The organism is Glycomyces terrestris (assembly GCF_003933745.1).
In the GTDB taxonomy this organism is placed as follows: domain Bacteria; phylum Actinomycetota; class Actinomycetes; order Mycobacteriales; family Micromonosporaceae; genus Glycomyces; species Glycomyces terrestris.
Window position 1 is genome coordinate 709,467 of sequence record NZ_RSEB01000001.1, and the last position, 24,928, is coordinate 734,394.

Annotated in this window: 21 protein-coding genes and 5 tRNA genes; 14 read left to right on the forward strand and 12 right to left on the reverse strand. The window is 72.7% G+C overall.

The window, feature by feature from the left end; all coding sequences use genetic code 11:
• Positions 1–53 precede the first annotated feature (53 nt).
• From EIW28_RS03360 to EIW28_RS03375, 4 genes are all read left to right on the forward strand, one after another.
• Positions 54–1,565 carry a serine/threonine protein kinase gene (locus EIW28_RS03360; RefSeq protein ID WP_125246285.1) on the forward strand — a complete coding sequence of 504 codons (1,512 nt, stop codon included), beginning with the start codon at positions 54–56 and terminating at the stop codon, positions 1,563–1,565.
• A gap of 137 nt (positions 1,566–1,702) precedes the next feature.
• The gene (locus tag EIW28_RS03365) at positions 1,703–1,885 is read left to right on the forward strand and encodes a hypothetical protein (protein ID WP_125246286.1); all 183 of its coding nucleotides are present in this window, start codon (positions 1,703–1,705) and stop codon (positions 1,883–1,885) included.
• A gap of 140 nt (positions 1,886–2,025) precedes the next feature.
• Positions 2,026–3,498 carry an MFS transporter gene (locus tag EIW28_RS03370; protein ID WP_197717039.1) on the forward strand — a complete coding sequence of 491 codons (1,473 nt, stop codon included), beginning with the start codon at positions 2,026–2,028 and terminating at the stop codon, positions 3,496–3,498.
• Positions 3,499–3,607: 109 nt separating this feature from the next.
• Positions 3,608–4,258, forward strand: coding sequence for a TetR/AcrR family transcriptional regulator (locus EIW28_RS03375; RefSeq protein WP_125246287.1), 651 nt, complete (start codon positions 3,608–3,610; stop codon positions 4,256–4,258).
• 61 nt (positions 4,259–4,319) lie between these two features.
• On the opposite strand, the gene EIW28_RS03380 is transcribed toward EIW28_RS03375, so the two are convergent.
• From EIW28_RS03380 to EIW28_RS03395, 4 genes are all read right to left on the reverse strand, one after another.
• Positions 4,320–4,417 (reverse strand) — tRNA-Gly (locus tag EIW28_RS03380).
• Positions 4,418–4,485: 68 nt separating this feature from the next.
• Positions 4,486–4,558, reverse strand: a tRNA-Gly gene (locus EIW28_RS03385).
• An 89-nt stretch (positions 4,559–4,647) separates the two neighbouring features.
• Entirely contained in the window at positions 4,648–5,313 is a 666-nt protein-coding gene (locus tag EIW28_RS03390; RefSeq protein ID WP_197717040.1) for a GNAT family N-acetyltransferase, read from the reverse strand.
• Positions 5,310–5,975: a GNAT family N-acetyltransferase gene (locus EIW28_RS03395; protein ID WP_125246288.1), complete on the reverse strand. Its 666-nt coding sequence runs from the start codon at positions 5,973–5,975 to the stop codon at positions 5,310–5,312. Before EIW28_RS03395 ends, EIW28_RS03390 begins: the two co-directional genes overlap by 4 nt.
• A 120-nt stretch (positions 5,976–6,095) precedes the next feature.
• Between EIW28_RS03395 and EIW28_RS24075 the strand changes: the two genes are divergently transcribed.
• The 3 genes from EIW28_RS24075 (at position 6,096) to EIW28_RS03410 (ending at position 9,361) form a co-directional block, all read left to right on the forward strand.
• Positions 6,096–6,344: a hypothetical protein gene (locus EIW28_RS24075; RefSeq protein WP_158630275.1), complete on the forward strand. Its 249-nt coding sequence runs from the start codon at positions 6,096–6,098 to the stop codon at positions 6,342–6,344.
• A gap of 40 nt (positions 6,345–6,384) precedes the next feature.
• Positions 6,385–8,769, forward strand: coding sequence for a phosphoketolase family protein (locus EIW28_RS03405; protein ID WP_125246289.1), 2,385 nt, complete (start codon positions 6,385–6,387; stop codon positions 8,767–8,769).
• Positions 8,770–8,884: 115 nt separating this feature from the next.
• On the forward strand, positions 8,885–9,361 hold the full coding sequence (locus EIW28_RS03410; protein ID WP_197717041.1) for a DUF4188 domain-containing protein: 477 nt from the start codon (positions 8,885–8,887) through the stop codon (positions 9,359–9,361).
• 7 nt (positions 9,362–9,368) lie between these two features.
• On the opposite strand, the gene EIW28_RS03415 is transcribed toward EIW28_RS03410, so the two are convergent.
• The 3 genes from EIW28_RS03415 to EIW28_RS03425 all read right to left on the reverse strand — a co-directional run bounded on the left by EIW28_RS03415 (position 9,369) and on the right by EIW28_RS03425 (position 13,216).
• Positions 9,369–10,346, reverse strand: a complete 978-nt coding sequence (locus tag EIW28_RS03415) for a phosphotransferase family protein (RefSeq protein WP_125246290.1) — start codon at positions 10,344–10,346, stop codon at positions 9,369–9,371.
• A 96-nt stretch (positions 10,347–10,442) separates the two neighbouring features.
• Entirely contained in the window at positions 10,443–11,156 is a 714-nt protein-coding gene (locus EIW28_RS03420) for a PspA/IM30 family protein (protein WP_125246291.1), read from the reverse strand.
• 56 nt (positions 11,157–11,212) lie between these two features.
• Positions 11,213–13,216, reverse strand: coding sequence for a TPM domain-containing protein (locus tag EIW28_RS03425; protein ID WP_125246292.1), 2,004 nt, complete (start codon positions 13,214–13,216; stop codon positions 11,213–11,215).
• A gap of 214 nt (positions 13,217–13,430) precedes the next feature.
• On the opposite strand from EIW28_RS03425, the gene EIW28_RS03430 reads away from it, so the two are divergent.
• Complete coding sequence (locus EIW28_RS03430) at positions 13,431–13,892, forward strand: Hsp20/alpha crystallin family protein (RefSeq protein ID WP_125246293.1); 462 nt, start codon at positions 13,431–13,433, stop codon at positions 13,890–13,892.
• A 52-nt stretch (positions 13,893–13,944) separates the two neighbouring features.
• Here the strand turns inward: EIW28_RS03430 and EIW28_RS03435 are convergent, their stop codons facing one another.
• The 5 genes from EIW28_RS03435 to EIW28_RS03455 form a co-directional block, all read right to left on the reverse strand.
• The gene (locus EIW28_RS03435) at positions 13,945–14,589 is read right to left on the reverse strand and encodes a UdgX family uracil-DNA binding protein (protein ID WP_125246294.1); all 645 of its coding nucleotides are present in this window, start codon (positions 14,587–14,589) and stop codon (positions 13,945–13,947) included.
• Positions 14,590–14,675: 86 nt separating this feature from the next.
• Entirely contained in the window at positions 14,676–15,110 is a 435-nt protein-coding gene (locus EIW28_RS03440; RefSeq protein WP_125246295.1) for a tetratricopeptide repeat protein, read from the reverse strand.
• Between the two features lie 129 nt (positions 15,111–15,239).
• Positions 15,240–15,310, reverse strand: a tRNA-Cys gene (locus EIW28_RS03445).
• Between the two features lie 50 nt (positions 15,311–15,360).
• Positions 15,361–15,432: transfer RNA gene (locus EIW28_RS03450), tRNA-Val, on the reverse strand.
• 23 nt (positions 15,433–15,455) lie between these two features.
• Positions 15,456–15,528 (reverse strand) — tRNA-Gly (locus EIW28_RS03455).
• 134 nt (positions 15,529–15,662) lie between these two features.
• Between EIW28_RS03455 and EIW28_RS03460 the strand changes: the two genes are divergently transcribed.
• The 6 genes from EIW28_RS03460 (at position 15,663) to EIW28_RS03485 (ending at position 24,893) form a co-directional block, all read left to right on the forward strand.
• Positions 15,663–17,999, forward strand: a complete 2,337-nt coding sequence (locus tag EIW28_RS03460) for a Tex family protein (RefSeq protein ID WP_125246296.1) — start codon at positions 15,663–15,665, stop codon at positions 17,997–17,999.
• A 121-nt stretch (positions 18,000–18,120) separates the two neighbouring features.
• A complete protein-coding gene (locus tag EIW28_RS03465) occupies positions 18,121–19,260 on the forward strand; it encodes a sensor histidine kinase (RefSeq protein WP_125246297.1) in 1,140 nt (379 codons plus the stop codon).
• Positions 19,257–19,928, forward strand: coding sequence for a response regulator (locus EIW28_RS03470; RefSeq protein WP_125246718.1), 672 nt, complete (start codon positions 19,257–19,259; stop codon positions 19,926–19,928). The genes EIW28_RS03465 and EIW28_RS03470 overlap by 4 nt, the downstream gene beginning before the upstream one ends.
• A gap of 107 nt (positions 19,929–20,035) precedes the next feature.
• Positions 20,036–22,147, forward strand: coding sequence for an MMPL family transporter (locus EIW28_RS03475; RefSeq protein ID WP_125246298.1), 2,112 nt, complete (start codon positions 20,036–20,038; stop codon positions 22,145–22,147).
• A 125-nt stretch (positions 22,148–22,272) separates the two neighbouring features.
• Complete coding sequence (locus EIW28_RS03480) at positions 22,273–22,815, forward strand: HdeD family acid-resistance protein (protein WP_125246299.1); 543 nt, start codon at positions 22,273–22,275, stop codon at positions 22,813–22,815.
• An 86-nt stretch (positions 22,816–22,901) separates the two neighbouring features.
• Complete coding sequence (locus tag EIW28_RS03485; RefSeq protein ID WP_125246300.1) at positions 22,902–24,893, forward strand: acyltransferase family protein; 1,992 nt, start codon at positions 22,902–22,904, stop codon at positions 24,891–24,893.
• Positions 24,894–24,928 lie beyond the last annotated feature (35 nt).

Sequence of the window (24,928 nt, forward strand, 5' to 3'; positions counted from 1 at the left end):
TCGGCCCGTTTCCGGTCCAGGGCTTCGCAGGACGCGCTGAACGAGGTTTGCACGTGGATTCCGGGACCCTCCTCTCCGGCCGCTACCGGCTGGACCGGCCCATCGACTCCGGCGCCATGGGCGCGGTCTGGAGCGCGCGGGACGAGCGGCTCGACCGCGAGGTCGCCGTGAAGATCCTCCTCCCCGGGGTCGAGGACGACGGCGAGCGCTTCGAGCGGGAGGCGAAGACGCTCGCGAGCCTCAAGGGCCCGAACTACGTCGAGGTCTACGACTTCGGCGAGGAGGTCGACGGCGACCGGACCGTCCCGTTCCTGGTGATGGAGCTGGTCGAGGGCGTCTCGCTGGCGCGGCTGCTCGCGCGCGAGGAGCGGCTCGACCCGGCCCGCGCGATGCGGATCGTCGCCGACGCCGCCGACGCGCTGGACGCGGCGCACCGCAAGGGGGTCGTGCACCGGGACGTGAAGCCCGCGAACCTCCTCGTGGACGCCGAGGACCGGGTGCGGGTGGTGGACTTCGGGATCTCGCTGCTCGCGGACCGGACCCGGCTGACCGACAGCAGGGAGGTGCTCGGCACCGTCCCGTACGTCTCGCCCGAGCGCCTGCGCAACCAGGACGTGACCGGGAAGTCCGATCTGTACTCGCTCGGCGCGGTCGCGTACGAGTGCCTGGCCGGGACGCCGCCGTTCCCGGCGCAGGACCCGATGGCCGTCATCCACAGCCACCTGTACGAGGAGCCGCCGGCGCTACCGGGCTCGGTGCCGCCGCCGATCGCCGCGGTGGTCGCCAGGTCGCTGCGCAAGGACCCGGACGAGCGCTGGGAGTCGGGCGAGGCGTTCGCGGCGGCGTGCCGGTCGGCGGCGACCGGCGAGATCGCCGTCCCGGCCGAGCCCGGGCCGGCCGAGTCGGTGCCGCCCGAGGTGGCACCCGGGTCGGTGCCGCCCGGTGCCGCGCCGGACGGGGAGCGGCGGAGCCGGAAGCGCTTGGCGCTCTTGGTGGTCGCGACGGTGCTCGCGGCCGCGGTGTTCGGGTTCGTGGTGTGGAGCCCGTGGAGCGGCGACGGCACGACGGGCGCGGAGGCCGACGGCGAGTCCTCACTGGACAGCGCCGAGAACGCGGCCGGTGAACCCGGGGAGGAAGGGACGACCGGCCCGGCGTCGCCTTCGGCGTCGGAGTCCGCTGCGGCGCAGGAGGGCGAGTCGGCCGCCGAGGGCGGAGGGGACGGCGAGGACGGCGGGCAGGACGACGGCGGCGGGTCCGAAGGGGACTCCGGCGACACCGGCGGGGACGAGGACACCGAGACGGAGCGGCCGGTGAGCGGCAGCGGCACGGTCCCGGATGTGACGGGCATGACCACGTTCGCGGCCCGCGACCACCTGTACGGCCTGGGCTTCACGAACGTGGTGCCGAGCCAGGGGTACTTCGTGGGCGAGCACGCGGTGGTGCACTGCGACGTGGGGATCCAGAACCCGCAGGCCGGCTCGACCGCGGACTACGGGAGCCAGATCACGCTGACGTACAACTACGAGGACGAGCACAACGGCGGCGGCACCTCCTGCGAGTGGTGACCCCGCGGTGGTGACGTGAGCCGGGGTGGTGAAGTGGACGGTGCGGGTTGACCGCCGCGGCCCCGCCCTGAATGATGGAGCGGGCGACCGGTACAACAGTGCCTGAACGGTCACCACCTGAAGCGATTGGTCAGAAGATGGAAGATAATCTGGGCGCCGCTCCCGGCGTGGTCGTCGGGGTCCTGCTCATCATCGCGGCGGTCATGTGGTTCTCCCCCGGCGCGCGCCACAAGTTCCGCAAGGCGACGCTGTGGCTGGTGATCGTCGCGGTCGCGATGATCATCATCTTCGGCTACCTGAACGCCGGCCAGGAGGCCTGAGGACCCGAGTTCCGTACATTCCCGCAGCTCAGCGAGGCTGCGGGATTTTTTCTACCCCGATACTGGAACAGATCATTCCGGTCTGCTATAGTGGAATCAAACGTTCCGTTCCACAGAACTCGGATCAGCCGGAGGCTACCGTGACCGCCATTCTCGAGACCCCCGCCCGCGACGCGCAGGCGCACCCCGCACCGACCGCGGCCGGGCCGCGGACCTTCCCGCACCGCTGGCTCGGCCTCGTCGCTATCCTCTCCGCGACCCTCCTCAACCTGCTCGACGCCTCGATCGTCAACGTCGCCGCCCCCGCGATCCGCAGCGAGCTCGGCGGCACCGCCGCGACCCTCCAGTGGCTCTCGGCCGGCTACACCCTCGCGCTCGCGATCGGCCTGCTGACCGGCGGCCGCCTCGGCGACATGTTCGGCCGCAAGAAGGTCCTCATGGTCGGCCTGGTCGGGTTCCTCGCCGCCTCGCTCGCCTGCGGCGCCGCCGGGACGATCGAGGTCCTCCTCGCCGCCCGCGTCGTGCAGGGCGTCTTCGCCGCGGTGATGGTCCCGCAGTGTTTCGGGCTCATCCGCGACATGTTCGGCCGCGACATGGGCAAGGCGTACGCGCTCTTCGGCCCGGCCATCGGCCTCGCGACGATCGCCGGGCCCGTCGTGGCCGGCCTCCTGGTCGACGCCGACCTGCTCGGCACCGGCTGGCGCTCGATCTTCCTGATCAACCTGCCGCTCGGCGCCGCCGCGATCGCCCTCGGCGCGAAGATCCTGCCCGCCGGCGCCCCGGCCGTCAAGGGCCTGAAGCTCGACCTCGGCGGCGCGCTCCTCGCCGCGGCCGGGATGTGCCTCCTGCTGGTCCCGCTGGTCGAGGGCCAGGAGCTCGGCTGGCCGGTGTGGTCGATCGCGATGCTCGTCTCCTCCGTCCCGGTCCTGGGCCTGTTCGCCTGGACCCAGGCCCGCCGCGCCCGCGCCGGTCGCAGCGCCCTGGTCGAGCTGAGCGTCTTCAAGAAGCGCTCGTACACCTCCGGCATCGCCTTCGTGGTCGTCTTCTTCGGCGCGGTCACCGGCTTCTCGCTCGCGGTGGGCCTGTTCCTCCAGCTCGGCCTCGGCTTCGGCCCGCTCCAGGCGAGCCTGGCGATGGCCGCGTGGGCCGTCGGCGCCTTCGTCGGCTCGGGCTCCAGCGCGGCCCTCGCCCCGAAGCTCGGCCGCGGCATCCTGCACGTCGGCCTCGGGACCATGGCCGCCGGCCTGGTCGTCATCTGGTTCCAGTTCGGCGCCGACACCCTGCCGGGCACCTGGGCCCTGTCCCCCGCGTTCGCGGTCTTCGGCATCGGGATGGGCATGATCTTCGTGCCGCTCTTCGGGATCATCACCGGCGAGCTCGAAGACCACGAGGTCGGCTCGGCCTCGGGCCTGCTCGAATCCTTCCAGCAGGGCGCCTCGGCCCTGGGCGTCGCCGGACTCGGCACGGTGTTCTTCGCGCAGTTCGCGATCGGCTCCGGCGCGGCCGAGGCGATGCACGCCGCGCAGCTGGTCACCGGCCTGACGGTCCTCCTGACCCTGGTGGCCTTCCTGGTCGCGTTCGGCCTGCCGAAGCAGGCGAAGGCCGAGCACTGATCCGCCGTGAACCGCCGCGCCGGTCGTGCCCCTCGGGCACGGCCGGCAGCGGCGCTTCCGACAACAGCACATCAGAATGAACCGCTCTGTTCCAGATAGGATGCGTGCCATGACCGACAAGCCGCTCAGCGGGCGCAAGGCGCAGGCCGCCCGCAACGACAAGCTGATCTTGGAAGCCGCCCACGAGGTGTTCGTGAACGACCCGGAGGCGCCGATCGCCGAGGTCGCCAAGCGCGCCGGCGTCGGCATCAGCGCCCTGTACCGGCGCTACCCGAGCAAGGAGGACCTGCTCCGCAAGCTCGCCGGGGACGGCCTGGCCCGGTACATCGAGCTCGCGCGCGAAGCGGTCGAGTCCGAAGGAGACCCGTGGGAGGCGTTCCGGGCGTTCATGCGCGCGGTCGTGGTCGCCGACACGCCCTCGATAACGGTGCGCCTCGCGGGGACGTTCACGCCGAGCCCGGAGATGTTCCAGGCGGCCATGGAGGGCGACGCGGTGAACAAGGCCATGCTGGCCCGCTTCAAGGCCGCCGGAGTGCTCCGCGAGGACGTCGACAACGGGGACCTCCAGATGGTCACCGAGTCGCTCTCCTCGATCACCATCGGCGACGCCGACCGCACCCGCGAGACCCGCCTGCGGGCCCTGGAGCTGTACCTCCAGGCCCTCCGCGCCCCCGGCTCGGCCCCGCTCCCGGGCACCCCCGTCACCGACGAGGAGATGGGCGCCCGCTGGATCCCCAAGGGCGCCAACTGGGAACAGTGAGGGCTTCCTAGCCCCGACGTGGAATGCCCGGCGAAACCGCCGGGCTTTCCTTCTTCAGTTGAGCGGACGACCGGGATCGAACCGGCGACCTACACCTTGGCAAGGTGTCGCACCAGCGCGAAGCGCTGCCGAAGGCACAGCCAACTGCGCTACGTCCGCCCCGAGGAAACCCCAATACCCGGGCAACGAAAAAGCCCGGCGGTGTCGCCGGGCCTTTCCATTACCTGAGCGGACGACCGGGATCGAACCGGCGACCTACACCTTGGCAAGGTGTCGCGCTACCAACTGCGCTACGTCCGCATCTCGCAGGTTTGCCCTGCGAACGAACAATACTGTAGCGCACCGTTCAGCCGGGCTTCATCGGGCCTTGGGCCCGATTGGGGCTCAGCTCACGCCGGCGGCGCGTCCAGGCCGAGCATCGCCAGCGCGGCTGCGTCGAGCCCTTCGACGGCGACCTCGTGCGTGCGGTGCGCCTCCCAGCCGGCGCGGTCGAGGCGCCAGCGCCGGTCGATGCGGCGCACGTCGCCGAGGGTCTTGTGCTCGATGCCGTCGGCCTGGTACCCGAGTTTGCGCGAGACGCCGGCCGAGGGGCCGTTGCCGTCGAAGGAGGCGCTGAGCGCGTAGTCGCCGCCGAGGCCGTCGAATATGAGGGCGAGGACGGCGGCGCGCATCTCGGTGCCGAAGCCCTGCCCGTGGTGCGGGAGGCCGAGCCAGGAGCCGGTGGTGGCCTCGCGGGTCACCTTGAACTCCCGGGCGGTGACCTCCTGCATGCCGATGACCTGGCCGTCGTGGACGACGACGAACGGCATCGCCCAGTTCTCGGGGGTCGAGGAGGCGATGGCGCGCAGCTGCCAGAGGATCGTGGCGCGGCCGCGTTCGACCGGTTCGGCGTCGGTCCAGGGGACGACGAAGGGCATGAAGTCGGGTCCGTGGACGCCGCCGGCGGCCTGGTCGGCGAGGGCGACGAGGTCGTCGAGGTCGGGCAGGCGCAGTTCGAGGCGCTCGGTGCGCAGGCGGATCCGGTAGTGCGGGAGGTAGTCGGTAAGCATCGTCATTCGCTTTCGTGGTCGCCGAGGCCGAGCATCGCGAGGACCTCGCCATCGAGGCCCTCGACGGCGACGTCGTGGGTGCGATTGGCGTCCCAGTCGTCGCGGCTCAGGCGCCAGCGGTGGAGGTGGCGGCGCTTCCCTTGGACCTCGTGGAACTCCTCGCCGTCGGGGCGGTAGCCGAGGCGGCGGGAGACGCGTTCGGAGGGGTCGTTGCCGTCGTAGGAGCCGCTGCGGGCGGTCTCGGCGCCGAGTTCGGCGAAGGCGAGGTGGAGGACGGCGGCGCGCATCTCGGTGCCGTAGCCGTTGCCCTGATGGGCGCGACCGATCCAGGAGCCGGTGTCGACCTCGCGGACGACGGCGAACCGCTTGCCGGCGATGACCTGGACGCCGATGGGCTCGCCGTCGCGGAAGACGGTGAAGGGGAAGCCCCAGTCGTCCTCGTCCCAGCGGCCGATGGCGCGGTGGTACCAGAGGGCGACGCTGCGGGCGGCCTTGGCGGGTCCGCCTTCGGTCCAGGGGATGGAGAAGGGCATGAAGTCCGGGTCGTGGACGCCCGCGGCGGCGGCGTCCGCGAGGGCGGCGATCTCGTCGAAGGAGGCCGGCAGGCGCAGTTCGAGGCGGTCGGTGCGCAGGCGGAGCCGGTGGATCGGCAGGTGGTCGGCGAGCATGGTCCGATTCTCCGGGGGCCGGGGGCGGACGGCAATCGGTTATCGGTGCGCTGGGGCGCTTAGACTTCCGGTGACGCGTTTGGATGAGGGAGTCGCGGCATGAACATGGGTCAGTCGGGGATGCTGTTCGTCTTCGGGATGTTCCTGCTCGTCACCGCGATCATCATCGCGGGGATCTACTTCGCGGCGGCGGCGGCGAAGGCGCGGGCGGCGGCGGCGCAGGAGGCGCGGTACCGGGAGCTGGCGGAGAAGGCGAGCACGGACGCGACGGAGATCCAGGCGTCGCTGATCGAGATCAAGTCGCGGCTGGCGTCGCTGGAGCGGCGGGCGAAGGACGCCGAATCGGGCGGGCGCGAAGAATTCTCTTGAATCGCGGTCAATCCGCGCGTGATGGGGCACGCTCTGACGCATGGACTCCGCGAAGACCGAACGCCCTGCCCACCCGCTCTCCGATGAGGAGCTCGCGCGCCTCGACGCCTACTGGCGGGCCGCGAACTACCTGACGGTGGGTCAGATCTACCTGCTGGACAATCCGCTGCTGCGCGAGCCGCTGCGGCCCGAGCACGTGAAGCCGCGGCTGCTGGGCCACTGGGGCACGAGCCCGGGTCTGAGCCTGATCTACGCGCACCTGAACCGGTGCGTCAAGGCGCGGGGGCTCGACATGATCTACGTGTGCGGGCCGGGGCACGGGGGTCCGGCGATGGTCGCGAACACGTGGCTGGAGGGGACGTACCCGGAGCTGCACCCGTCGGTGGACCACTCGGAGGAGGGGATGCGGCGGCTGTTCCGGCAGTTCTCGTTCCCCGGCGGGATTCCGTCCCATGTGGCGGCGGAGGTGCCGGGGTCGATCCACGAGGGCGGCGAGCTGGGGTACTCGCTCGCGCACGCGTACGGGGCGGCGTTCGACAACCCGGGGCTGACAGTGGCGTGCGTGGTGGGCGACGGCGAGGCGGAGTCGGGGCCGCTGGCGGGGTCGTGGTTCTCGAACGTGTTCCTCAACCCGGTCTCGGACGGCACGGTGCTGCCGATCCTGCATCTGAACGGGTACAAGATCGCGAACCAGACGGTGTTCGCGCGGATCTCCGACGAGGACCGGGAGCACTTCTTCCGGGGCGCGGGGTACGACCCGGTGCTGGTCGAGGGGGACGATCCGGCGGAGGTGCACCGGGCGCTGGCGGCGGCGCTGGACCGGTGCTTCGACCGGATCGCGGAGATCCGGGCCGACGCGCGCGGGCGCGCGAACGGCGCGCCGGTGCGGCCGCGGTGGCCGATGGTGGTGCTGCGCACGCCGAAGGGCTGGACGGGTCCGTCCGAGGTGGACGGGGTGCCGGTGGAGGGGACGTGGCGGGCGCATCAGGTGCCGCTGGCGGAGGTGCGCACGAGCGCGGAGCACCTGGCGCTGCTGGAGGAGTGGATGCGCTCGTACCGTCCCGAGGAGCTGTTCGACGCGACGGGCGCGCCGGTGCCGGAGCTGCTGGGCCTGCCGCCGGAGGGCGAGGCGCGGATGAGCGCGAACCCGCACGCGAACGGCGGCCTGCTGCTGCGGGACCTGGTGCTGCCGGACTACCGGGACTACGGGGTCGAGGTCGAGGGGCACGGGGCGACGGTGGCCGAGGCGACGCGGACGCTCGGGGCGTGGCTGCGGGACGTCATGGACGCGAACCCGGACCGGTTCCGGCTGTTCGGGCCCGACGAGGTGGCGTCGAACCGGCTGGGCGCGGTGTTCGAGACGACCGACCGGCAGTGGGAGGCGGCGATCCTGCCGACCGACGAGCACCAGGCGCCGCACGGGCGGGTGATGGAGGTCCTCTCGGAGCACCTGTGCGAGGGGTGGCTGGAGGGCTACCTGCTGACGGGCCGGCACGGGGTGTTCACGAGCTACGAGGCGTTCATCCACATCGTCGACTCGATGTTCAACCAGCACGCGAAGTGGCTCGACGCCGCGCGCCGCATCCCGTGGCGGCGGCCGGTGGCGTCGCTGAACTACCTGCTGTCGAGCCACGTGTGGCGCCAGGACCACAACGGGTTCTCGCACCAGGACCCGGGGTTCCTCGACCACGTGATGACCAAGAAGGCCGACGTCGTGCGGGTGTACCTGCCTCCGGACGCCAACACCCTGTTGTCCACGATGGACCACTGCCTGCGGAGCCGCCAGTACGTGAACGTGGTGGTCGCCGGGAAGCAGCCGGCGCTCCAGTACACGAGCATGGAGGAGGCGGTGCGCCACTGCGAACGGGGCCTGGGGATCTGGGAGTGGGCCTCGACCGACGGGGGCCGGGAGCCGGACGTGGTCCTGGCGTGCGCCGGGGACGTGCCGACGCTGGAGGTCCTGGCCGCGGCGGACCTGCTGCGACGCGAGCTGCCCGACCTGCGGGTGCGGGTGGTGAACGTGGTGGACCTGATGCGGCTCCAGCCCGATTCCGAGCACCCGCACGGCCTGAGCGACCGCGAGTTCGACACGGTGTTCACCGCGGACCGGCCGGTCCTGTTCGCCTTCCACGGCTACCCGACGCTCATCCACCGGCTCACGTACCGGCGCGCCAACCACGCGAACCTCCACGTGCGCGGCTACAAGGAGGAGGGCACCACGACGACGCCGTTCGACATGGTCATGCTCAACGACCTCGACCGGTACCGGCTGGTGATCGACGTGATCGACCGCGTCCCGGGGCTGGGGGCGAACGCGGCGGGCCTGCGCCAGCGCATGGTCGACACCCGCCACGCGGCCCGCGAGCACACGCGCGCGCACGGCGAGGACCTTCCCGAGGTCTCGGATTGGAGCTGGCCGGGTTAGCTTGCCGCGCAACGCGAATGGTGGAAGACGCGACCGCGGCGGCTTGACACGGCGTGAACACGCTTCGTTAACCTGGGGGGAGAGGCATTCCCGCTCACCCCTTGGAGGTCCTCACGTGGCGAAGGTCAGGCCCGGACGCGTCGTGGTCGACTACGACGAGGACCTCGTGGTCTTCACGGTCGGCATGCGCGTCAACAAGTTCTGGAAGTTCGGCAAGTGGGTGCCGGTCTTCGCGTCGATGCCGCGGATGCTCCGCGAGCTCCGGGACCCCGAGCTGGGCCTGCTGGACTCGCGGACCATGGTCGGCGGCAGGGTGATCATGGTCGTCCAGTACTGGCGCAGCGAGGAGCACCTGGAGCGGTACGCGCACTCGCAGGCCCACGCCCACCGCGGCTTCTGGAAGTGGTTCAACCGCAACGTGAAGAGCAACGGCGACGTGGGCCTGTGGCACGAGCTGTACAAGGTGCCGGCGGGGGCGCACGAGACGTCGTACGTCAACATGCCGCCGTACGGGCTGGCGCGCGCCACCCGGGAGAAGGACGCGGCGCGCACCGACCCGGACGACCACGACCACCGCCACGAGCCGGTGTAGGCGGCGCCTAGCCGCGCAGGGCCGTGAAGTCCCGTTCGAGGGTGTCGGTGGCCCACTTCATCTGGTTCGCCTCCTGCTGGGGGTCGAAGCCGCGCACCTTGCACTCGGCGGCGAGGATGAGCATGATGTACGTCCGGTAGAGCGCGAGCCGGCGCTCCTCGGCCGCGGTCAGGGGCCGGCCCAGGAACCCGTCGACGGCCGCGGGGAACTCCTCCTCGGGGACCATCTGGAGCGACACGAGCTCGGCGATCGGGTCGCCGTAGAAGGCGCGCTCGCCGTCGATGAACGCCTCCAGGGCCCAGCGGGCGCCGTCGCGCTTGACGAAGATGTTGCCGTCCCACAGGTCGAAGTGGACGAGCGCGGGCCGGGTGACCTCGTCGAGGAGGTCGCGCTCGGCGGCGAAGAGGGCGCGGAACTCGGCGGCGGGGCGCGGCAGCGGGGAGCCGTTCTCCTCGATGTCGTCGAGCACGTCGCCGGTCATCGCCAGGAACGACTCGGACCAGGTGGCGGCCATGGTGCGGCCGCTCCGGCGCGGGTAGCCGAAGTGCTCGCCGGTCACGGTCGCGTACTTGGCGGCCGCGGCGCCGATCTCCTTGCGCAGGGCCAGGAGCTGGTCCGCGGGGATCTCGGCGCGGACCTTCGGGAGCGGGACGCCGGCGAGGCGGTCGATGATCATGACGCCGGCGTCGGGGTCGGCGGCCCACAGCTTCGGCATCGGCACGCCCGCCGCGAGGCCGCGCTCGAAGCACTCGATCTCGGTGGCCATGAGGTCGACCTCGTAGCGCAGGAACTTGAGGTCCTTGTCGGGGGCGACCTTGACGACGACGTGGCGGCCGTCGGCGATCTCGAGGGCGTGGGCGGCGTTGAAGAACCCGTCCTTGAACTCCTCGTGGGCGGTGAACTCGAGGTCGGCGCCGAGGTGGGCGCGGACGAGGGCCTCGACGTCGGCGCGGGTGAGGCGGGGGCGGATCGCGACTTCATACATGGCGACATTCTCACCGCAGGGCGAGCGCTCCCGCAACCGCGTTCTTACGCGGTGCGGCGCGGGCCCGCGGGCCCGCGCCGCACCGGAGCAGGGTGCTCAGCCGGCCTTGAGGGCCGCGAGGCGGGCCTCGATGTCGGCCTCGTCGCCGACGCTCTCGAGGTCCTCGAACTGCTTGTCGAGGGAGGACATCGCGAGCTCCTGGTGGCCGCGGACCTTCGCCTCCTCGCGGCGGACCTTGTCCTCGAAGCGGCTGACCTCGCTGAGCGGGTCCATGACGTCGATGCTGCCGATCGCCTCGTTGACCTTCTGCTGGGCCTCGGCGGTCTTGGCGCGCGCGGCGAGGCTGGTGCGCTTGGACTGGAGCTCGGCGAGCTTGTCCTTCATCTGGCCCAGGCCGGTCTTGAGCCGGTCGACGACCTCCTGCTGGCTCTTGATGAGCGGCTCCTCGCCGGCCATCTCCTTCTCGACGGCGATCTGCTTGCCGAGGGCGACCTTGGCGAGGTCGTCGAACCGGTCGGCCTCGGCGGTGCTTCCCTCGGCGCGGAGCCGGTCGGCCTTCTGACTGGCGCTCTTGGCCTTCGCGCCCCACTCCTCGGCGGCCCGCCGGTCGGCGGCGTAGTCCTCCTCCATCAGCCGCAGGTTGCCGATGGTCTCGGCGATGGCGTTCTCGGCGTCCACGATGCTGTTCTTGTAGTCGCGCTCGATCTGGGCGAGCATCTTCGCGGGGTCCTCGGCGTTGTCGATGGCGTCGTTGACGTTGGCCTTGACGAGCTGCGAGATGCGCCCGAAGATCGACTGCTTCTTCGACATTGGTCCACTCCTGTCTCGAGACTGGCTGCGTTGGGTCAGAGGGCTGCGCCCCGGGTTCAGAACCGGCCCCCACCCCCTCGCCTGCCGCGGGTGCCCGCGCCGCCGAACGAGCCGGGCCCGCGGCGGCCTCCGCCGCCGCTGAACCCGCCGCCGAAGCCGCCCGGGCCCCGGCCGCCGCCCCCGCCGAGGATCTGGCCGAGCAGGATGCCCCCGAGCATCGCGCCCGCGTTGCCGCCCATGGGCGAGCCGCCCTTGTTCGGGTTCGAGGGGGCCAGGTAGCCCTGGACGTCCTGCTGGGCGAGCTGGGACGCGGTGTTCGCGAGCTGGTCGGCGCGCTGCGCGAGCGCGAGCGCCTGCACCGGGTCCGAGTCGGCGAGCGCGCGGGCCTGCGCGAGCTGCTGCTTGGCCTCGTTCAGGCGGGTGCGGGCCTCGGGGCCGACCGCGCCGCGGTTGGTGGTCACGTAGTCCTCGACGGCGGCCGCGGTGCTCTGCGCGGACAGGAGCATCTGCTGGAGCTGGGCCTTCGCCTTCTGCGCGTTCGCCACGGCCCCTTCGAGGGCGCGGACCTCCCGGTCGAGGTCGAGGGAGGCCTGCTCGACGCGGCCGGTGGCGGCGAGGGGGTCGACCGGGTGGGCCTGGGCCCTGACGCCGGCGATGGCGGACCTGAGGTCCGCGGCCTTCGCGGCGACGGCCTGTCCGCCCTGGGCGGCGGCGAGGCGCTCGGCGTCGGCGGCGTCCTGCTCGGCCTCGGCGAGGACGCCGGGAAGCTGGGCGGCGGCCTGGTCGAGCTCGCCCGCGCGGCGCACGACGGCGGCGGCCATCTGCTCGGCCTGGCCCACGGCCTCCTCGGCGGCGCGCAGGAGCACTGCGGCCTTCCCGCCGTCGTCGGCGGCCACGGCCTCGTCGGCCGCGGCGAGCTGCTCCGCGGCGAAGCGGAGGCGGTCGGCGGCGTTGCCGGGGAAGTCCTTGACGGGCGCGGCCGCGGAGGCAGGATAGGCGGTGCCCATGGCGGCCAAGGCGTTCCGGGCCGCGTCGAGGTCGACCTCGGCGGCGCGCCGCTTGAGGGCGGCGACGGCCTCGGGGGCCCGGCGGCCGAGGTCGCGGAGCGCGTCGAAGTCGTCGGCGACGGCGTCGAGGTCGGCGTTGGCCTTGGTGAGGCGGTCGATGACGTCGGCGAGCATCCGGCGGCGCTCGTCCTCGGACTCGGGCCGGTCGTCGTCGAGGAGCTGCCTGGTGCGGAACGACGCCGTCAGCTGCTCCTTGGCACCCGCGAGGGCCGCGGTGAACCGGCCGGTGGCCTCGTCGCCGAACTCGGCGACGGCGAAGCCGAGCTCCTGCTCGCTGGTGCGGATCGCGTCGTCGGTCTCGACCAGGAGTCGGTTGGCCTCGCTGTTGAGGTCCTCGGTGGACCGCTGCGGGGCGCCTCCTCCTCCCCCGCCGCCGGCCGCGGCGGGCCGCCGCCTGCGGCGGCGCATCCAGAGGACGGCGCCGACGGCGAGCGCGGCCACGACGAGGAGGCACAGGACGACGCCGAACCAGTTGGCGCCGCCCGAGCCGGAGCCGGCGACGTCGCCGCCTTCGTACGCGGCCTCGTACCCGGCGGCGGCGTCGATCGCGGCCTGGGCCCAGTCGCCGTCCTCGAGCCGCGGTTCGACGACGCTCGCGGCGACCTCGTTCAGCTGGGCGTCGGTGAGCGGGAACGCGGCGTCGACCGACCAGGTGTAGCGGCGCTCGCCGGTGGCGACGGCGAGGAGGAGGTCCTGGGAGCCGAGTCCGGAGTCGACGGCGCTGGTGTCGGCCCAGGTCTGCGGCGAGTACGGGTCGAAGCCGTCCACGTAGGCGACGTACAGGCCGATGCCGGTGGCGGAGCGGAGGTCGGCGATCGCCTCCTCGACCTCGCCGCGGCGGTCGCCGAGCGCGTCGACCTGGTCGGTGACGGGGCCGGACAGGGCCACCGGGGCGGCGGCGGGTGCGGCGGACGGCGGGAGGAGGACGGCGGCGAACGCCGCCGCGATCAGTGCCGCGGCGGCGCGCCTGGCCGTGCTGCCGGTTCGATTCATCGCTGACCGCACCCCGTCCGATCGGAAACGAAGTCAGTCTAGGAGCGCGTCGTCGCAGGTAAGGCGCTTTCTGCGGATTCCTCGGGCCGCGAGGCGACCCCGATAGAGCAGTGACGCCGGTCACGGCCGAAATATTCGCCGCGGCTCCGGCGTCTTTAGAGTCGTTAGCACTCAACACCCGAGAGTGCTAATCGTGAGGGACAAGGAGACCACCATGATCGTTCGCTACCAGCACCCCTATGCGGCGTTCCGGCAGTTCGACCGCGAGTTCGAGCGCCTCGTCCGACTCGGCTTCGGCCAGCGCGCCGTGCAGTACTCGCTGCGCGCCGACGTCTACACCGAAGGCGAGGACCTGGTCGTCCGCGCCGCGGTCCCCGGCGTCAGCGCCGAGGACGTGACGGTCGAGCTCGAAGGCCGGCGCCTGTCGGTCACCGCCGAGCGCAAGGCCCGCGAGTCCGCCGAGGGCGACCGCTACCTCGTGCGCGGCCTCGCCTCCGGTTCGTTCCGCCGCGAGTTCACCCTCCCGGAGGGCACGACCGCCGAGCAGCTGAGCGCCGAGGTCGCCGACGGCATCCTGACCGTCCGCGTCGCCGGAGCGGTCACGCCCGCCCCGGAGGCGCAGCGGATTCCCGTCAAGGGCGCGCCGGTCGAGATCGAGGCCTCGGACGCCGAGTAGCCCGTATCGACAGTGAACGGCCCCGGGTCGCCCCGGGGCCGTTCGCGCGTCCTCAGTCTCCGGCCTTCGCGGCCGCTTTGCGCAGGTCGGCGGTGAACGCGGCCAGCGCCTCGTCCCGGTCGGCGCCCTGGAGGCGGATGACCGAGGAGGGGTGGACGGTCGCCAGGAACGCGCACGGCTCGCCGCCGAGGTCGAGGTCGAAGCATTCGCCGCGCTGGGCGCTGACGCGGAAGTCGGGTCCCATGAGCGACTGGGCGGCGGTCGCGCCGAGGGCGACGACGAGCGCGGGCGCGACGGCGGCGAGCTCGGCGGTGAGCCACGGGCGGCACGCGACCGTCTCGGTGCGGCCGGGCTTCTTGTGGAGGCGGCGGCCGCTGCGCTCGGACCACGTGAACTTGAAGTGCTTCACGGCGTTGGTGAGGTAGATGCGGTCGCGGTCGATGCCGGCGTCCGCGAGGGCCTGGTCGAGGAGGCGCCCGGCGGGGCCGACGAACGGCTCGCCTTCGCGGTCCTCGACGTCGCCGGGCTGCTCGCCGACCATGAACAGGCGGGCGTCGGCGGGGCCCTCGCCGAACACGGTCTGGGTGGCGTCCTGGTACAGGTCGCAGCCTTCGCAGTCGCGGGCCGCCCGGCGCAGCTCCGCGATCCCGGCGCCCTCCGGCACCCAGTGCTCGGCGCCGGGCGCCCGTCGTGCCATGTCCTCGCCCCCGATCGGTGTCCGGGGCGGGATACCCGCGTCGCGGGGCGGCGAACATGGCGCCCGGGCGGGCCGGGCGCCGTGCCCTACTCGGCGGCCGTGACGCCGAAGGCGGCGGCCATGCGCTTCCAGGACGCGGCCTCGTCGTGGCGGCCCTGGCGCTCCAGGGTGCGGGCCAGCAGGAGGTGCGCGTAGTGCTCGACCGGGTCGCGGTCGATGACCTCGCGCAGCTGCTCCTCGGCGCGGCGCAGCTGCGCGGAGTGGTAGTAGGCGCGGGCGAGCAGGAGCCGGGGCCCGGTCGGCCCGGGGTCCTCGGCGACGATCGCGGCCAGGAGGTTCGCGGCGCCGATGTAGTCCCGGGCGTCGAAGCGGGCGTTCGCGCGCTCCCAGCGCTCGAAGGGCCCCTCCTCGCGGGGCGCCGGGACGCCGCCGGGCGCGACCCCGTCGAACAGGTGCGTCGCGGCCACCCAGCGGTCCGGGGCGGCCTCGCCGCTCGGCAGGAAGTCGTTGAAGTCGGTCATCGGTCCCTCCTTCGGCCCGGATCGACGACGTGTCGGTCAGCGGCCCCAACGCGGCCGGGCGCGCGGCTATTCCCCGGGGAAACGGAAGAAGCCCGGTCGCCCGGGCTTCTTCGCTGAACCATCGAATTGAGGTGGGTACGGGAGTCGAACCCGTGTATACGGCTTTGCAGGCCGCTGCCTCGCCACTCGGCCAACCCACCCTGATGTGACGAAAGCCCAGGCCTTATGAGCCTGGGCTCGCGCACTTCGGTGGACGATACTGGGATTGAACCAGTGACCTCTCCCGTGTCAGGGGAGTGCTCTCCCGCTGAGCTAATCGTCCGGGAGGCGCTCTTTCGAGCTCCGAGCGGACGACCGGGATCGAACCGGCGACCTACACCTTGGCAAGGTGTCGCGCTACCAACTGCGCTACGTCCGCATGTCTTCCAGGAGTTCTTCCGTTCCCCCGGCGACGGGATAGAACTTTACCCAACCCCGACAGGAGCGTCCACCGGGGGGTCGGGCCTTCCGGCTTCGGGGCGCGTTGTCGCAGCGCTCTGGCAGAATCCTCCCGTGGCTCAAGCTATCGATCAACGCATCGCCGAAGAACTCTCGGTCGGCGCCCACCAAGTCCGCTCGGCCGTCGCGCTCCTCGACGACGGCTCCACCGTCCCGTTCATCGCCCGGTACCGCAAGGAGGCCACCGGCGGCCTCTCCGACGAGCAGCTGCGCGCGCTCGAGGAGCGCCTCGGGTACCTGCGGGAGCTGGAGGCCCGCCGCAAGGCGGTGCTCGAATCCATCGCCGAGCAGGGGAAGCTCACCGACGAGCTGGCGGCGCAGATCGACGCGGCCGACACCAAGGCCCGGCTCGAGGACCTCTACGCGCCCTTCAAGGTCAAGCGCCGCACCAAGGCCCAGATCGCCCGCGAGGCCGGCCTGGAGCCGCTCGCCGACCTCCTGCTGAGTGATCCCTCACAGGACCCGGAGACCGCCGCCGCGGCGTTCGTCGACCCCGCCAAGGAGGTCGCCGACGCGGCCGCCGCGCTCGCCGGGGCCCGCGCGATCCTCACCGAGCGGTTCTCCGAGGACGCCGACCTCATCGGCGACCTGCGCGAACGCATGTGGCGCAAGGGCCGGATCGTCTCCAGGGTCCGCGAGGGGGCAGAGGAGAAGGGCGCGAAGTTCTCCGACTACTTCGACTTCGCCGAGACGTTCACCACGCTTCCGTCCCACCGGGTGCTCGCGCTCTTCCGCGGGGAGAAGGAGGAGTCCCTCTCGCTCGCGCTCGAACCGGGCGAGACCGAGGTCGAGGGCGCCGACTGCGAGGCCGCGATCGCCGCGAAGTTCGGGATCAGGAACGAGGGCCGGCCCGCCGACGCGTGGCTGGCCAAGACCGTCTCGTGGGCCTGGCGCACCCGCATCCTCGTCAAACTCGGCGTCGACCTGCGGATGCGCCTGTGGCAGCACGCCGAGGACGAGGCCGTCAAGGTCTTCGCCGCGAACCTCAAGGACCTCCTGCTCGCGGCCCCGGCCGGACCGAAGGCCGTCATGGGCCTGGACCCGGGCTACCGCACCGGCGTCAAGGTCGCCGTCGTCGACGCCACCGGGAAGGTCCTCGACACCACCGCGATCTACCCGCACCAGCCGCAGAACCGCTGGGACGACGCGCTCGCCGTCCTCGGGGCCCTGGTCAAGAAGCACGGCGTGCAGCTCATCGCCATCGGCAACGGCACCGCCTCGCGCGAGACCGACCGGCTCGCGACCGACCTCGTCAAGGCGTTCGCGGGAGTGGCCGAGATCGCGAAGATCGTCGTCTCCGAGGCCGGCGCCTCGATCTACTCCGCATCCGCGTACGCCACGAAGGAGCTCCCCGGGCTCGACGTGTCGCTGCGCGGCGCCGTCTCGATCGCCCGGCGCCTCCAGGACCCGCTCGCCGAGCTCGTCAAGATCGAGCCCAAGCACATCGGCGTCGGCCAGTACCAGCACGACCTCACCGAGTCCAAGCTCACCCGCTCGCTCGAAGCGGTCGTCGAGGACGCCGTGAACGCCGTCGGCGTCGACCTGAACACCGCGTCCGTGCCGCTGCTGTCCCAGGTGTCGGGCCTGAGCGAGTCCGTGGCCGCGAACATCGTGGCCTACCGCGACGAGCACGGCCGCTTCCCCGACCGCAAGGCGCTCCTGAAGGTGCCCCGCTTGGGGCCCAAGGCGTTCGAGCAGGCCGCCGGGTTCCTGCGGGTCCCCGGCGGGGACAACCCGCTCGACGTCTCCGCCGTCCACCCCGAGGCGTACCCGGTCGTCGAGCGCATCCTCGCGGCCACCGGCGCCACGGTCGCCGGGATCGTCGGCGACGCGAAGACGCTCCGCGGCCTCAAGCCCGGCGACTTCGCCGACGACCGCTTCGGCGTCCCCACCGTCACCGACATCCTCGCCGAGCTCGAGAAGCCCGGCCGCGACCCGCGGCCCGAGTTCAAGGCCGCCGCGTTCAAGGAGGGCGTCGAGAAGGTCGCCGACCTCCAGCCGGGGATGCTCCTCGAAGGGGCCGTGACGAACGTGGCCGCGTTCGGCGCGTTCGTCGACATCGGCGTCCACCAGGACGGCCTCGTGCACATCTCCGCGCTCGCCAACCGGTACGTGGAGGACCCGCGCGAGATCGTCAAGCCCGGCGACGTCGTCAAGGTCAAGGTCGTCTCCGTCGACCTGGCCCGGCAGCGGATCTCGCTGACGATGCGCCTCGACGACGAGACCGAGGCCGGCGGCGGGCAGGGCCAGCGCCGCCAGGGCGGCGGGGACCGGAACCAGAAGGGCGGCAAGGGCGGCGGGCGCCAGCAGCCGCGCCAGCGCGGCGGCCGCCAGCCCGAGCCGCAGAGCGCGATGGCCGAGGCGCTGCGCCGCGCCGGCCTCACGAAGTGACCGGCCGACCGGAGGCGGCCCCGGCAAGCGGGAGCACTGATACGAGGCAGCCCTGACGAGAAGAAGCGCTGACGAGAGGGAGCGCCCGGCGCGGGCCGGGCGCTCCTCTTAGGCTGTGACGGTGAAGTTCAGCTCCCTGTTCCGGCCCATGGACCTCGTCGTCGGGGCCGCCAACGCGGTCGTGGTCATCTCCTGGTCGCTGGTGCAGTGGGAGCTGCGCACCAGGGACGTGCAGGGCCTCAACGAGGACCTGGGCTGGATCGTCATGTCCGTGTCGGTGGTGGCCCTGTTCTTCCGGTCCGCGTTCCCGCTCGCGGTCACGCTGGTGACGTGGGCGGCGACGCTCGTGTACTACCCGGCGTCCTCGACGGACGGGCCGATGCTGTCGGCGTTCGTCATCGCCCTGTACACGCTCGCGGCCCTCGGGCGGCTCGTCGCGGCGTCGGTGATCGCGGCGGCCACGTTCGTGATCGTCGTCGTCTCCGAGATCATCGCGAGGTTCGCGCACATGACCGAGAGCGAGACGCTCATGCTCGCCGGGTGGATCGTCGCGGTCCCCGCGATCGGGGCCGTGGTCGCGCACTACCGGCGCTACCGGGCCGAGACGCTGGTGGCGCTCGCGGAGGCGCAGCGGCGCAGCGTCGCCGAGGAGCGCATCCGGATCGCGCGCGAGCTCCACGACGCGGTCGGGCACCATCTGTCGCTCATCAACGTGCAGACCGCGGCCGCGCTCCGGAAGCTCCGCAAGGACCCGTCCTTCCGGACCGAGGAGGTCCTCGAAGTCGTGGCGCAGACCAGCCAGCTGTCGCTGCGGGAGCTGCGCGCGATGGTCGGGGTGCTGCGGGAGGCCGGGGAGGACTCGCCGACCGGGCCCGGGCCGGGCCTCGCCCAGCTGCCGTCCCTCGTGGACGCCGCGCGGGCCTCCGGGCTCGACGTGGAGCTGCGGGTCGACGGGGGCGCGGAGCTGCCGGTCGCGGTGGACGCGGCCGCGTACCGGGTGGTGCAGGAGTCGCTGACGAACGTGCTGCGGCACGCCAGGGCCTCCCGCGTGCAGGTGCGGGTCGTCATCGGCACCTCGACGCTCGCGGTCGCGGTCGCGGACGACGGCGTCGGCGATGCCAAGGGCGCCAGCGCACCCGGGAACGGGCTGACGGGGATGCGCGAGCGGGCCGAAGGGCTCGGCGGTACCTTCAACGCGGGGCCGCGCGAGGACGGCGGCTTCGCCGTGGAGGCCGCGTGGCCGTTGGAGGTGCCGAAGTGATCCGGGTGATGCTCGTCGACGACCAGCGACTGGTGCGCGCCGGCTTCGCGTCGATCCTCGGCGACGAGGACGACATCGAGCTGGTCGGCGAGGCGGGCGACGGCGCCGAGGCCCTCGAACTGGTGCGCAGCAAGCGCCCCGACGTGGTGCTCATGGACATCCGGATGCCGCGCATGGACGGCCTGGAGGCGACCGAGCGGATCGGGCGCGACGCGAGGTTCGACGGCGTCAAGGTCGTCATCCTGACCACGTTCGACGAGGACGACTACGTGTACCGGGCGCTGCGGGCCGGCGCGAGCGGGTTCCTGGTCAAGGACACCGACCCCGACGAGCTCATCCACGCGATCCGGGTGGTCGCGGCCGGGGAGGCGCTCATCTCGCCGAAGGTGACGCGGCGGCTCATCGCCGAGTTCGCCGGGCGCGTCGCGCGGCCCGAGCCGAGTTCGAAGCTGGGTGCGCTGACCGAGCGGGAGACCGAGGTCCTCAAGCTCGTGGCGACGGGCATGAGCAACGACGAGATCGCCGGGGCGCTGTTCCTGTCCCCGGCGACGGCGAAGACGCACGTCAGCCGCATCATGTCGAAGCTGTCGGCGCGCGACCGCGCGCAGCTGGTGGTGACCGCGTACGAGGCCGGCCTGGTGCGGCCGACCTGGACCGACGGGCAGTGATGCGACCGGGGGCGTACGGTCCGGCCGGGCCGTGATCCCCGCGGAGTAGCGCGAATGCCGCTGCCCGGACGATGCGGCGCGGACCGCCGCTTCGGGAGAGTCGCGGCATGGAACCAGACCTCGCTCCCGCCCGCTCGCGCCTGGCCCGCCTGTCCGACTGGACGCAGCGCCGGCCCCTGATCGCGCTCCTGCTGTGGGTCCTCGTCTTCGGCGGCGCGATCGGCGCCGCCGCGGCCGCGGGCTCGGCCTTCGACGACGACTACTCGATGCCCGGGACCGAGTCCCAGGCGCTCGCCGACCTCCTGGAGGAGCGCGCCCCCGACGCCGACCGGGTCGCCGTCCAGGTCGTCTTCGCCGCCGACGCGGTCGCGGCCGAGCAGGACCGCGTCGACGCGCTGCTGGCCGAGATCGCGGCCATGCCCGGCGTCGGCGCCGTCTCCGACCCGTTCACCGAACCCGGCGCGATCAGCGAAGACGGCACCGTCGGCTACGCGACCGCCGGGTTCGACGGGACGACCGAGGAGGCCGCCGCGCTGCTGCCGCTCGCCGAGGACGCCGCCGGGGACGGCCTCGAGGTCGCGCTCGGCGGCGAGCCGATCCGCGAGGCCGAGGAGGGCGGCGGCGGGGCCGCCGAAGGCGTCGGCGTCCTCGCCGCGCTGGTGATCCTCGTGCTCATGTTCGGGTCGTTCCTGGCCGCGAGCCTGCCGCTCATCACCGCCGTGTTCGCCGTGGGCACCACGTTCTGCCTGGCGCAGCTCGTCTCCCACGTGACGACCCTGCCGACGTACCTGACGCCGATCCTGTTCCTGGTGGGCCTCGGCGTCGGCGTCGACTACGCGCTGCTGATCTTCGCGCGGTTCCGCTCCGAACTGCTGGCCGGCGCGAACCGGCGCGACGCCGCCGCGACCGCCCTCGACACCGCGGGCCGCTCGGTCCTGTTCGCCGGGTCCGTCGTCATCGTCGCGCTCATCGGCCTGTACGCGCTCGGACTCGGTGCGCTGCAATCGGTCTCGGTCGCCGTCGCGCTCGTGGTGCTGGTGACGATGGTCGCGTCCGTGACGCTGCTGCCGGCGCTGCTCGGCCTGTTCGGGAAGCGCATCGAGCGGCGGGTGCGCAAGCGCGCGGCGAAGGCCGGGAGCGCCCCGGGCCGGCGCTGGAACGCGTGGTCGCGCCTGGTCGAGAAGCAGGCGTGGCTCGCGATCGTCGCCGTGACCGCCGGACTGGCGGCCCTGTCCGCGCCGCTCGCGGGCATCCGGCTCGGCTTCGCCGACGCCGGCGCCGAGTCCGAGGAGCTCCAGAGCCGCCAGGCGTACGACCTGCTCGCCGAGGGCTTCGGGGCGGGCTTCAACGGCCCGCTCACGGTCGTCACGGACGGCACCGAGGCCGAGGCGCGGGCCGCGCAGGCCGCGATCGACGCACTGGACTCCGTCGAGTTCGCGTCCCCGGCGTTCCCGATCGGCGAGGGCCTGTGGATGTCGACCGTGATCGGCACCGGCGGGCCCAGCGACGAGGCCACCGTGGACCTCGTGCACGAGCTGCGCGGCGACGTCCTCGACGAGGCCCCGGGCGAGCAGCTCGTGGGCGGCGCGACCGCCGCCGCGATCGACTTCAGCGAGATCATCGAGGATCGGGCCCCGCTGTTCCTGATCCTCGTCGTGGGCCTGTCGATGCTCCTGCTCATGGTCGTGTTCCGGTCGGTCCTCATCCCGGTCAAGGCCGCCGTGCTCAACCTGCTCACCATCGGCGCGAGCCTCGGCCTGGTCACCTGGATGTTCCAGGACGGGGCGCTCGGGGCCGAGCCGGGGCCGATCGAGGCGTTCGTGCCGGTCATGACCTTTGCCATCGTTTTCGGACTGTCGATGGACTACGAGGTGTTCCTCGTGTCCCGCATGCGGGAGGAGTGGGTGCGCACCGGCGACGCGACCGAGGCCGTGCGCACGGGCCTGGCCTCCACCGGCGGCGTCGTCACCGCCGCGGCCGCGATCATGATCGCCGTGTTCGGCGCGTTCGTCTTCAGCGAGTCGCGCCTGCTCCAGCAGTTCGGCGTCGGCATGGCCGCGGCGATCTTCATCGACGCGTTCGTCATCCGCGTCCTCCTGGTCCCCGCGATCATGAAGGTCATGGGCCGCGCCGCCTGGTGGATGCCGAAGTGGATGAACCGCACGCTCCCCCACGTCACCGTCGAGCCCGAACCCGCCCGGGAACCGGCCCGGACCTGACCGCGGAAACCCGGGGCCCCGGCGCGCCGCGCCGGGGCCCTTCCGCGCATTCGCGCGGTTTCCACACGTTCGCGCCGCCCGGGGTCTAGCGTGGCAGGTACACGCGTCATCGCAGGTGGAACGGGGTGGTCGCAGTGCTCGAACTGCTCGCCAGGAACTGGGCCTGGGTCCTGGTCCGGGGGATCTTCACGCTCGCGTTCGGCATCCTCGCGGTCTTCTGGCCCGGGATCACGCTCATCGCGATGGTGATCCTCTTCGGCGCGTACGCGCTCGTCGACGGCATCGCCGCGATCGCGATGGGCCTGCGGCGGCACACCGGCCGCGCGATCCTCATCGCCCTCGGCGTCCTCGGCGTCGCCGCCGGCCTCATCGCGCTCATCTGGCCCGGGATCTCCGCGCTCGCGCTGCTGTACGTGATCGCGTTCTGGGCCATCGTCACCGGCGTCGGCTCCATCGTCAGCGGCGTCGGCCTCACCGGCGACAGCGGCGGCCGCTGGCTGTTCATCCTCTCCGGACTCGCCGGGATCGCCCTCGGCGTCCTCCTGCTCGCGAACCCCGGCGAAGGCGCGATCGCGCTGGTCGTGACCATCGGCGTGTTCGCGATCGCGTGGGGCCTGCTCACGGTCTTCACCAGCGTGCGCCTGCGGCGGCTCTCGCAGGAGGTCTGAGCCGGTTCCGAGGCCGCCACGCCCTGTTCACTCCGAGTGCAGACCGGGCAAACGCGACCGTCACGCCCATTTCGCATGATGCGTCCATGCCCACCTTCCGCCCCGAGATCCAGGGCCTGCGCGCCGTCGCCGTGCTGCTGGTCGCCGTCTACCACATCTGGTTCGGCCGCGTGTCCGGCGGCGTCGACGTCTTCCTGTTCCTGACCGGATTCCTCATCACCGGCTCCCTGCTGCGCGCGCTCGAACGCGACGGGCGCCTGCACCCGGTCACGTTCCTGACCCGGCTCGCGCGCCGCCTCTTCCCGGCCGCGGCGGTCGTCCTGCTCGCGGTGCTCCTCATGGCCTGGCTGCTCCTGCCCGAGACGCGGCTGTACGACACCGCCCGCCAGGCCGTGGCCTCCGGCCTGTACTACGAGAACTGGGCGCTGGCCGCGGACGCGGTCGACTACGTCGCCCAGGACCAGCCGCTGAGCCCGCTCCAGCACTTCTGGTCGCTGTCCGTCCAGGGCCAGTTCTACGCGGTGTGGCCGGTCATAGTGGGCGCGGCCGGGCTGCTCGCGCGGCGGCTGCGCCTCGGCCTCCGGGGCGCGGTGTTCGCGGCCTGCGCGGCGGTGTTCGCCGGCTCCCTCGCGTACTCGGTGGCGGTCACGCACGCGGACCAGGCGCGGGCGTACTTCGACACCGGGGCGCGGCTGTGGGAGTTCGCGCTCGGCGGGATGCTCGCGGTGGCGCTGCCGCTCCTGCGGCCGCCGGCGCGGCTGCGCGTGGGCCTCGGCTGGACCGGGCTGGCGCTGCTCCTCGCCTGCGGGGCCCTGATCGACGTGTCGTCGCGGTTCCCCGGCTGGATCGCCTTGTGGCCCACGGGGGCCGCGCTCATGGTGATCGTCGCCGGCACCACGGGGAGCCGCTGGGGCGCCGACCGGGCGCTCACGTGGCGGCCGCTGTCGGTCGTCGGCGACCACTCGTACGCGCTGTACCTGTGGCACTGGCCGATCCTGCTGGGCTACTTCTACCTCGCCGGGCGCTCCACGGCCACGGTCCTCGGCGGCCTGCTGGTGCTCGCGCTGTCGTTCGGCGCGGCCGTGCTCACCAAGCGGTTCGTGGAGGACCGCACCGCGCCGCGGCGCGCGTGCAGCCGCGGCTGGTCGGTCGCGGTCGCCGGCGCGTTCCTCGTCCCGGCCGTCGCCACCGCCGGCGCCGCGCAGGCGCAGCTCGCCGTCGCGCAGGAGGAGCTCGAAGCCGAGATCGCCGCCGCCGTCGCGGAAGGCGGGGTGTACGTCGGCGCCGCCGTCCTCGACGACCCGGCGCTCGCGGCCTCACTGGCAGACGAGGTGCCGCCGGTGCCGCCCCTGGCGACCGCCGCGCAGGACCTCCCGGTGATCTACGACGGCCCCGAGGACGAGGACTGCGACGGCACCCGGCTGTGCGAGTACGGGGACCCCGGCGGCGACCGCACGGTGGCGCTCGTGGGCGCCTCCCGGGTGGCGCACTACTTCCCGGCGTTCGAGCAGGCCGCCCTCGACCGCGGCTGGCGGCTCCTGGTGCTCACCAAGAGCAGCTGCCAGTTCACCACCGAGCCGGGCACCGAGGAGCGCAAGGACTTCGCCCCCGAATGCGCCGCCTGGAACGACTGGGCGCTGGAGCGGCTGGAGGCGGAGCGGCCCGACCTGGTGGTGACCCTCGCCGACCGCGCCCACGACCGGGACGAGCGCACCTACCCCGGCTTCGTCGACCAGTGGCGCCGCCTCGACGCGTGGGGCGTGCCGGTCCTCGCGCTGCGCGACCTGCCGCGGCTCTCGGAGTCGGCCCCGGAGTGCGTGGCGCGGCTCGGCGCCGACGCGTGCGTGTTCGACGCCGAACCGAGCCACGACCCGGTCGATCCGACCGCCGCCCTCGAAGGCGTCCCGGACAACGTGCGTTTCGCCGACCTCACCGGGTACGTCTGCCCCGACGCGCGGTGCCCCGCGGAGATCGGGAACATCCTCGTCTACCGCGACACCTCGCACCTGACGAACTCGTACGCGACCTCCCTCGCGCCGGTCGTGGAGCGCGTCGTGCTGGAGGCCACCGGCTGGTGACACGCCGAAGCGGCCCGCGCCGGTCCGGCGCGGGC